The 8,960-nt window shown below is 68.3% G+C and carries 7 protein-coding genes and 2 pseudogenes; 3 read left to right on the forward strand and 6 right to left on the reverse strand.

What is annotated here, in order from left to right; genetic code table 11:
* The first annotated feature begins 212 nt into the window (after positions 1-212).
* From TY51_RS23705 to yghX, 3 genes and pseudogenes are all read left to right on the forward strand, one after another.
* Positions 213-770: a L,D-transpeptidase gene (locus tag TY51_RS23705; RefSeq protein WP_042251957.1), complete on the forward strand. Its 558-nt coding sequence runs from the start codon at positions 213-215 to the stop codon at positions 768-770.
* A gap of 2 nt (positions 771-772) precedes the next feature.
* Positions 773-1,881 (forward strand): annotated as a pseudogene (gene mnmH, locus TY51_RS17370) (tRNA 2-selenouridine(34) synthase MnmH).
* Positions 1,882-1,938: 57 nt separating this feature from the next.
* A complete protein-coding gene (gene yghX, locus TY51_RS17375) occupies positions 1,939-2,823 on the forward strand; it encodes a YghX family hydrolase (protein ID WP_042251959.1) in 885 nt (294 codons plus the stop codon).
* Here yghX and TY51_RS17380 read toward each other — a convergent pair.
* The 6 genes and pseudogenes from TY51_RS17380 to TY51_RS17405 all read right to left on the reverse strand — a co-directional run bounded on the left by TY51_RS17380 (position 2,811) and on the right by TY51_RS17405 (position 8,866).
* Positions 2,811-3,617, reverse strand: a complete 807-nt coding sequence (locus TY51_RS17380; protein ID WP_042251962.1) for a purine-nucleoside phosphorylase — start codon at positions 3,615-3,617, stop codon at positions 2,811-2,813. The two genes, yghX and TY51_RS17380, sit on opposite strands and share 13 nt — an antisense overlap.
* Positions 3,601-4,517, reverse strand: a pseudogene (locus TY51_RS17385) (ABC transporter permease). The gene TY51_RS17380 and the pseudogene TY51_RS17385 overlap by 17 nt, the downstream one beginning before the upstream one ends.
* Positions 4,518-4,624: 107 nt before the next feature.
* Positions 4,625-5,731, reverse strand: coding sequence for an ABC transporter permease (locus TY51_RS17390; protein WP_042251965.1), 1,107 nt, complete (start codon positions 5,729-5,731; stop codon positions 4,625-4,627).
* Positions 5,731-7,377, reverse strand: coding sequence for an ABC transporter ATP-binding protein (locus TY51_RS17395; RefSeq protein ID WP_081995216.1), 1,647 nt, complete (start codon positions 7,375-7,377; stop codon positions 5,731-5,733). The genes TY51_RS17390 and TY51_RS17395 overlap by 1 nt, the downstream gene beginning before the upstream one ends.
* Positions 7,377-8,366, reverse strand: coding sequence for a BMP family protein (locus tag TY51_RS17400; protein ID WP_042251967.1), 990 nt, complete (start codon positions 8,364-8,366; stop codon positions 7,377-7,379). Before TY51_RS17400 ends, TY51_RS17395 begins: the two co-directional genes overlap by 1 nt.
* A gap of 80 nt (positions 8,367-8,446) precedes the next feature.
* Complete coding sequence (locus TY51_RS17405) at positions 8,447-8,866, reverse strand: GNAT family N-acetyltransferase (RefSeq protein ID WP_042251970.1); 420 nt, start codon at positions 8,864-8,866, stop codon at positions 8,447-8,449.
* Positions 8,867-8,960 lie beyond the last annotated feature (94 nt).

Here is an 8,960-nt window from a genome sequence, read left to right on the forward strand (position 1 = left end):
ACCGGCCGAACAGGCCGCACAGCTCATCCCGCGGATGGCCAGCCGGGTCACGGGCAGGGCGGTCGGGGGGGCGGCGGTCTGGGTCATGGGTGACAGATGTGGCCCGGGGGACGCGGGGTCAAGGCCGCGAGGGGGCCGAACGCCCTCGTGAGTTGCGGGGCGGGGGTGTTTCGCGGTATCCGGTGGGAAAGCAAACCGATTGGAACTGCGCCATGAACCGTCGTCAGATGATCTCTCTGGCCGCCCTGCTGGTGGCCGCACCCTTGGCTCCGACGCTTGCCGGCGCGCAGGAGGCGGCGGTCGACCGCTTTGCCCCGACCGAGGTCGCCATCCGTGACGATTTCGAGACCGGCAGCATCGTCGTCGTCAGCCGCGATTTCTACCTGTATCACGTGGTCGCACCGGGCAAGGCGATCCGGTACGGCGTGGCCGTCGGCACCGCCGAGCTGGTCTGGAAGGGCAAGGCCACGATCGGCCGCAAGGTCGAATGGCCCAGCTGGCGCCCGACCAACGACATGATCGAACGCAATCCCGACGCCTATGCCAAATACGCCGACGGCATGCCGGGCGGACCGCAGAACCCCCTGGGGGCGCGGGCGCTGTACCTGTACGACGACCGCGGCAACGACACCGCCATACGCATCCACGGCACGACCCAGCCCGGATCCATCGGCAGCGCGGTCTCCAACGGCTGCCTGCGCATGCGCAACGAGGCCGTGATCAGCCTGTTCGACCAGGTGCCGATCGGCACGCCCGTCTACGTCTTCTGATCTTGGACCTGACGCTTGCCAGCGCGGCGGACCCGGCATTGGCCGGGTTCGACGACATCATCGATGTCCGCGCGCCTGCGGAATTCGCGGAAGATCACCTGCCCGGTGCGATCAACCTGCCCGTCCTGACGGATGCGGAACGCGCCCGCGTGGGCACGATCTACAAGCAGGTGTCGCCATTCGATGCCCGCAAGCTGGGCGCGGCGCTGGTCGCGGCCAATGCCGCGCGGCACCTGCAGGGCGCGCTGGCAGACCGGGGCGGCGCGTGGCAGCCGCTGATCTATTGCTGGCGCGGCGGTCAGCGGTCGGGCAGCTTTGCCACGATCCTGTCGCAGATCGGCTGGCGCGTGGCGCGGGTGCAGGGCGGCTACAAGACGTGGCGGACGCTGGTTGTCGACCGGGTGCAGAACGGGCCGATCGCGGCCCCCGTGATCGTGCTGGACGGCAACACGGGCAGCGCCAAGACCGCGATCCTGCAGCGGCTGGCCCTGCGCGGTCATCAGGTCATCGACCTCGAGGGGCTGGCCCATCACCGCGGCAGCCTGTTCGGCGGCCATCCTGATGGCCAGCCCAGCCAGAAGATGTTCGAAGGCCGTCTGGCCGTCGCGCTGGAGGGGCTGGACCCCACCCGCCCCCTGCTGGTCGAGGCGGAAAGCAGCCGCATCGGCCAGATCACCGTCCCCAAGGCCATGTGCAGGCGATCTGCGCCGCGCCCCGCCTGCAGCTGCGGGTACCGGTCGCGGCTCGCGCGGCCTTTACCGCCGCCACCTATGGCGACATGGTCGACGACCCGGCGCGCGTGTCGGCGATCCTGGACCTGATGGCACCCCTGCACCCCGCAGAGCGCGTGGAGGGCTGGCGGCAGGCGCTGGCCCAAGGCGAGTGGCAGCATTTGTCCGAAGGGCTGCTGCGCGACCATTACGACCCCCGCTATGACAAGCACCGGTCGCGTCACGATGACGGGCGCGGACAGATCGTCGCACTGGACGGGCTGTCCGACCTGGACGCCGCCACCGGCCGGGTCGAGGCCGCGCTGGCCCGCATGACCGCGGGCGGTGCGCGCCCGGCGGCGGATCCGGGCGACATCCGCGCGGCGGTCTCTGATTTGTGATCGGGCAGGGGCGCGGGCTGGCCTAGTCTGACCGCGACCCCATGTCAGGAGAGCGCGATGACCCGGATGAGTGCCAAGGATTTCCCGCAGGAGCTGCTGGAGCTGTACGATTTCTATGCCCACGGCCGCATCACCAAGCGGCAGTTCCTGGACCGGGCGGGCAAGTTCGCGGTCGGCGGCGTCACCGCGCTGGCGCTGCTGAACATGCTGCGCCCGAACTATGCGCTGGCCCAGCAGGTCAGCTTTACCGACCCCGACATCCTGCCGGAATACGTGACCTATCCCTCGCCCGAGGGGCATGGCGACGTGCGCGCCTATCAGGTGAGCCCGGCGGGCGAGGGGCCTTGGCCCGCGGTGCTGGTGATCCATGAGAACCGCGGCCTGAACCCCTATATCGAGGATGTCGCGCGCAGGCTGGCCAAGGCGGGCTATCTGGCGCTGGCGCCGGACGGGCTGACCTCCAAGGGCGGCTATCCCGGCAATGACGAGGAAGGCCGCGCCCTGCAGGCCGAGGTCGACCCGACCATGCTGATGAACGATTTTTTCGCGGGCGCCGAACACCTGATGGCGCATGAGCAGTCGACCGGAAAGGTCGGTGCCGTGGGCTTCTGCTATGGCGGGGGCGTGTGCAACGCGCTGGCGGTGGCCTATCCGGAGCTGGGCGCGTCGGTGCCGTTCTACGGCCGGCAGGCCCCCGTCGCGGACGTTCCCAAGATCGAGGTGCCGCTGCTGTTCCAGTTCGCCGAGATCGACGAGAACGTCAACGCCACCTGGCCCGCCTATGAGGCCGCGCTGACCGAGGCCGGCAAGACATTCGAGGCGCATGTCTATCCGGGCACCAACCATGGCTTCCACAACGATTCAACGCCGCGTTACGACCCCGAGGCCGCGGAACTGGCGTGGCAGCGGACGCTGGACTGGTTCGCCCGCTACCTGGCCTGATCCTGCAGGAACCGGCGCAGCACCGTTTCCAGCTTGGCCGCCCCCAGGGGGGCCATCGCCTTGGTGTGGTCGTGGCTGATCGATTCGTCGGACAGCCCGGCCCCCATGTTGGTGATCACCGAAATGGCCGCCGCCCTGAGGCCCAGGAACCGCGCCAGGATGATTTCCGGCACCGTCGACATGCCCACCGCATCCGCGCCAAGCGTGCGCGCGGCGCGGATCTCGGCCGGGGTCTCGAAGCTGGGGCCGGAAAACCAGCAATAGACGCCTTGAGGCAGCTCGACCCTCTCGGCCGCCGCAGCCTCCAGCAGGGCTTCGCGGATCGCCACGTCATGCGCGTCGGTCATCGGCACGAAGCGCGCGTCGGTCGCCTCTCCGATCAGGGGGTTGGTGCCGGCGAATGCGATGTGGTCGTTCAGCAGCATCAGCCCGCCGGTCGGGATGTCGGGGCGCAGTGAGCCTGCTGCATTGGTCAGGATCAGCTTTTGGCACCCCAGTGCCGCCAGCACCTCCAGCGGCAGGCGCATCGCGTCCGCCCGCCCGGATTCGTAGTAATGCGAGCGGCCACCGAACACCGCGACCCGAACTCCCTCCAGCTGGCCGATGACCAGCTGGGGGACATGGCCCGACACGCCCGCATGGGGAAAGCCCGGCAGGTCGTCATAGGGGATCGCCACGCCATCGACCTTGGACGACAGGTGGCCCAGGCCGGACCCCAGGATCAGCCCGTATTCCGGGGCCTCCGGACCCGCGCGGTCGCGGATCAGGGCGGCCAGCTCAGCGCTCTTTGACATAGGGCTCTCCTCCGGCGCGGGGCGGGATGGCGCGGCCGACGAAACCGGCCAGGATCACCACCGTCAGGATATAGGGCAGCGCGTTCATGAACATCGACGGCACCACCACGACCCCCAGGTCCAGGTTCGGATAGAGGTTCGCGATCGCCTCCAGCAGGCCGAACAGGAAGGTCGCGAACAGCGCCTGCCACGGGCGCCACTTGGCAAAGATCAGCGCCGCCAGCGCGATGAAGCCGCGCCCGGCGGTCATCTCCTTGACGAAGCCCGCGGACAGGCCGGTCGCCAGATAGCGCCCGCGATGCCGCACAGCACCCCGGCGATGGCCACCGCGGTATAGCGCAGCCGGGTGACCGACACGCCGGCCGTGTCCACCGAAGCGGGGTTTTCCCCCACCGCGCGCAGGCGCAGCCCGAACCGGGTGCGGTAGAGCACCCACCAGGTGATCGGCACCAGCGCGAAGGCCACATAGACCAGGATCGTCTGCCCCGAGATCAGCCCGGAATAGATCGGGCCCAGCACGGGTACGTCGCGCACAGCCTCGGCGCCCGGCAGGGTGATCGGGTTGAACCGCCCCGCACCGGTCAGCGCCGGCGTGCGCCCGCCCAGGCCAAAGGCGTTCTGCCCGATCAGCACCGTCAGCCCCGAGGCCAGGAAGTTGATCGCGACGCCGGAAATCAGCTGGTTGCCCATGAAGGTGATCGAGGCCAGCCCGTGGATCAGCGACAGGGCCAGCGACCCCGCGATGCCCGCGGCCAGGCCCAGCCACGCGCTGCCGGTGATGTAGGCGACCGATGCGGCGGTAAAGGCCGCCATCAGCATCTTGCCCTCCAGCCCGATGTCAAAGACCCCGGCGCGTTCGGAATACAGCCCCGCCAGACAGGCCAGCAGCAGCGGCGTCATCAGGCGCAGCGCGCTGCCGATGCCCTGCTGGGCGGCGGCACCGTCGGCAAAGGCCCAGACAAGGCAGATGGCCAGGACGATGATCGCGATCAGCGATTCGCGGATGTTCATTTCACCGCCCCCCGGCTGGTCCGTTTCATGGTCAGGAACAGCCGTTCCAGCGGCATCCGGACCATGTTGTCCAGCGCGCCCGTGAACAGGATCACCAGCGCCTGGATCACGATGATCAGTTCACGCGGGATGGTGGTCCACAGAGCCAGCTCTCCGCCGCCCTGGTACAGGAAGCCGAACAGCAGCGCCGCCAGCAGGATGCCCAGGGGGTGGTTGCGGCCCATCAGCGCGACCGCGATGCCGATGAACCCCGCCCCCTCGACCGCGTTCAGGACCAGGCGTTCGGATTCGCCCATGACGTTGTTGATGGCCATCATGCCCGCCAACCCGCCAGAGATCATCATGGCGATGACCGTGATGCGTACCGGGTTGATTCCCGCATAGACCGCGCCGGGTTCTGATTTGCCAAAGGCGCGGATCTGATAGCCCAACCGCGTGCGCCAGATCAGCACCCAGATCAGGAAGCACGCCGCCAGTGCGACCAGGAAGGTCACGTTGACCGGCGTGTTGCGGCCCCATTCAAAGCCCAGCCCCGCCGCGATGTCGGTCAGCGCGGGCAGGTTCGTGGCCTCGGGGAAGCGGGCCGAGGCCGGGTCCATGCTGCCCGTCGGGCGCAGCTGGTTCACCAGCACATAGTTCAGCGTGGCCGCGGCGATGAAGTTGAACATGATCGTGGTGATCACGATGTGGCTGCCGCGTTTCGCCTGCAGGATCGCGGGAATGAACGCCCAGGCCGCACCAAAGGCCGCCGCACCCAGCATCGCCACCGGCAGGGCGATCGCCCAATGCGGCAGCGGCAGGAACAGCAGCACCAGCGCGACCCCCAGGCCGCCCATCGCCGCCTGACCCTCGCCGCCGATGTTGAACAGGGCCGCGTGATAGGCGACCATCACCGCCAGCCCGGTAAAGATGAAGTTCGTCGCGTAATACAGCGTGAAGCCCCAGCCATAGCTGGAGCCCAAGGCGCCCTGCACCATCGTGGTCAGCGCCATCCAGGGGCTTTCCCCGATGGCCAGGATCACCAGCGCGGAGATCCCCATCGCCAGCACCAGAGAGATCAGCGGCGTCAGGATGACGTCCGCCCATTTCGGCATCTTGTCCATCAATGCGCCCCCTGCGTCGCGCCCGGCATGGCGGTTCCCGGCGGGATGCCCGCATCATCGGGGACGTTCCTGGTATCGGTGATGCCCGCCATCAGCAGGCCAAGTTCGCCTGTGGTCGTCTGGCCGGGCAGGCGTTCGCCCATGATGCGGCCGTCGAACATCACGGCCACGCGGTCCGACAGGGCCAGGATCTCGTCCAGCTCCACGCTGACCAGCAGGATCGCCTTGCCCGCGTCGCGCAGGGCCACGATCTGCTTGTGGATGAACTCGATCGCGCCGATGTCCACGCCGCGTGTCGGTTGCCCGATCAGCAGCAGGTCGGGGTTACGCTCAATTTCCCGCGCGACGACGATCTTCTGCTGGTTGCCGCCCGAAAAGTTACGCGCCGCCAGGTGGCAGTCGCGCGGGCGCACGTCGAACCGCTCCATCTTGGCCTGCGCGTCGCGGCGGATGGCGTCGTTGTCCATCAGCCAGCCCTTGTTGAATTCGGGCGCGTCCTGCCAGCCAAAGGCCACGTTCTCCCAGGCGGTGAAATCCATGATCAGCCCCTCGACCTGACGGTCCTCGGGGATGTGGCCCACGCCGTCGCGGCGGCGCTGACCCGCGTCGCAGCCCGATCCCGACAGGGGCAGGGCGGCGTCGTTCATGCGGACCGTGCCGCCGACCTTGGCGCCCTTTTCCGGGTATCCGCCCAGGATCTCCAGCAGCTGGGTCTGGCCGTTGCCGCTGACCCCCGCGATGCCCAGGATCTCTCCCGCGCGGATGTCCAGGTCGATCCCGCGCAGGCGTTCGACGCCGTCGACATCGACCATGGTCAGCCCGCGCACCTCGAGGACCGGGGCCTGGGGCCGCGCCGGTTGCTTGTCCACGTTCAGCAGCACCTTGCGGCCGACCATCAGTTCGGCCAGCTGTTCGGGGCTGGTCTCGGCGGTCTTGACCGACGCGACCATCTCGCCGCGGCGCATGACCGACACGTTGTCGGTGATCTCCATGATCTCGCGCAACTTGTGGGTGATCAGGATGATCGTCTTCCCCTCGTCGCGCAGGCCCTGCAGGATGCGGAACAGGTGATCGGCCTCGGCAGGCGTCAGGACGCCCGTGGGTTCGTCCAGGATCAGGATGTCGGCCTGCCGGTACAGGGCTTTCAGGATCTCGACCCGCTGCTGGTGACCGACGGAAAGGTTTTCCACCACCTCGTCGGGGTCCACGTTCAGCTGGTATTCCGCCGCCAGACGCTTCAGCACGCCGCGCGCCTTGGACAGCGACGGGCGCAGCAGGGCGCCGTCCTCGACCCCCAGAATGATGTTCTCCAGCACGGTAAAGTTCTGCACCAGCTTGAAGTGCTGGAACACCATGCCGATGCCCGCGCGGATCGCGGTCTGGCTGTCGCTGATGCTGATCGGCTGACCTCCCACCAGGATCTGTCCCTGGTCCGGCTTGTAAAAGCCGTACAGGATCGACATCAGCGTCGATTTCCCGGCGCCGTTCTCTCCGATGATACCGTGGATCGTGCCCTTGGGCACGGCCAGGCTGATGTCGCGGTTCGCCTGCACGGCCCCGAACGCCTTCGAGATGCCGCGCAGCTCGATGGCAGCGGGGGCGGCCGTGTCCGACCGCCCCCCCAGCATGTCGCCCGCAGTGGTCATTACGACGCCGGGCAGGCGTTGTCGGTCATGAAGTCATGCACCGCGACCTCGCCCGAGGCGATGGCCGCCTTGGCCTCGTCCACGGCAGTCTGCATCTCGGCGGTGACCAGCTCGGCGTTGCTGTCATCGACCGCGACGTCCACGCCGCCTGCGGCCAGGTCCATGACCTTGACGCCCGGCTCCAGGTCGGCGCCCGCCGTGAACGCATCAAAGACCGCGTTGTCGACGCGCTTGACCATCGAGGTCAGGATCTGCCCCGGATGGAGGGCGTTCTGGTTGCTGTCCACGCCGATGGCCAGGATGCCCTCGTCGGCGCTGGCCTGCAGCACGCCGATGCCGGTGCCGCCGGCGGCGGCATAGATCACGTCGGCGCCCTGCGATTTCTGCGCACGGGCCAGTTCGCCACCCTTGACGGGGTCGTTCCAGGCCGCGGGCGTCGTGCCGGTATAGTTGCTGACCAGCGACCCTTCGGGCTGCACCGACTTGAAGCCTTGCGCAAAGCCGCATTCGAACTTGCGGATCAGCGGGATGTCCATGCCGCCGATGAACCCGACGGTGCCCGATTCAGACGCCATCCCGGCCATGACGCCGGCCAGATAGCTGCCCTGCTCCTCGGTGAAGACGACCGACTGCACGTTCGGGGCCTCGACCACCATGTCGATGATGGCGAATTTCGTGTCCGGGTAATCGCCCGCGACCTTGGTCAGCACGTCGCCAAAGGCAAAGCCGGTCATGACGATGGGGTTCGAACCGCTTTCGGCCAGACGGCGCAGGGCCTGTTCGCGCTGTGCCTCGGACTGCATCTCCAGCTCGCGATAGGTGCCGCCGGTCTCCTCGACCCAACGCTGCGCGCCGCCAAAGGCCGCCTCGTTGAACGACTTGTCGAACTTGCCGCCCAGGTCATAGATCAGCGCAGGGTCCGCCAGCGCGACGCCGGCCGTCAGACCGGTCATGGCCGCACCCGCCAGAAGCGATTTCATCAGGGACATAAAGGAACCTCATCCTGTTTTTCGCGGGCGATTCAACGGGCCCGCTGATCGCCCGATTAGGGCGCATCGCATGGGGCCGGTCAACCGCCTTCTTGGGTCGCACGCAGCGTCAGACGCATCACGATCGCATCCGTCGCAGGCCCGTAATATCGCCGCCTGACGCCCGATTCCAGCCACCCCGTGGCCGAATACAGCCCGCGTGCCGCAAGGTTGTCATCGGCGACCTCCAGAAAGGCCTCCTCGGCCCCCATCGATGCGGCCCTGCCCGCGAACGCGGCAATCAGCGTGCGCCCGGTGCCTGCCCGCCGCGCCTGCGGCTCCACGGCCACGGTCAGCAGTTCGGCCTCGCCGGCGATGGCGCGCCCCATCAGGAACCCCTGCGGCGCCTCCAGCAGAAACGTGCCCCGCGTGTCCAGCAGGCCTGCGAACTCCTCGGCTGTCCAGGGGCGGGGGTTCCGAAAGCATCGCGCATGCAGCGCGGCCAGCGCGTCCGGCGTCACGCCAGGATCACCGGCGGCGCATCGCGCGCGGGCGCGGCATCGGCGGGGCGCAGATAGACCGGCGCGGGACGCGGCTGCGGCAGATCGGCGCGGG

The organism is Paracoccus sp. PAMC 22219 (assembly GCF_000787695.1).
Classification (GTDB): domain Bacteria; phylum Pseudomonadota; class Alphaproteobacteria; order Rhodobacterales; family Rhodobacteraceae; genus Paracoccus.

Excerpts from the sequence above, each read along its gene's own strand:
- TY51_RS17390 (WP_042251965.1), bottom strand. The coding sequence starts at position 5,731 with ATGGACAAGATGCCGAAATGGGCGGACGTCATCCTGACGCCGCTGATC.
- yghX (WP_042251959.1), top strand. The coding sequence starts at position 1,939 with ATGACCCGGATGAGTGCCAAGGATTTCCCGCAGGAGCTGCTGGAGCTG.
- TY51_RS17380 (WP_042251962.1), bottom strand. The coding sequence starts at position 3,617 with ATGTCAAAGAGCGCTGAGCTGGCCGCCCTGATCCGCGACCGCGCGGGT.
- TY51_RS17400 (WP_042251967.1), bottom strand. The coding sequence starts at position 8,366 with ATGTCCCTGATGAAATCGCTTCTGGCGGGTGCGGCCATGACCGGTCTG.
- TY51_RS23705 (WP_042251957.1), top strand. The coding sequence starts at position 213 with ATGAACCGTCGTCAGATGATCTCTCTGGCCGCCCTGCTGGTGGCCGCA.
- TY51_RS17395 (WP_081995216.1), bottom strand. The coding sequence starts at position 7,377 with ATGACCACTGCGGGCGACATGCTGGGGGGGCGGTCGGACACGGCCGCC.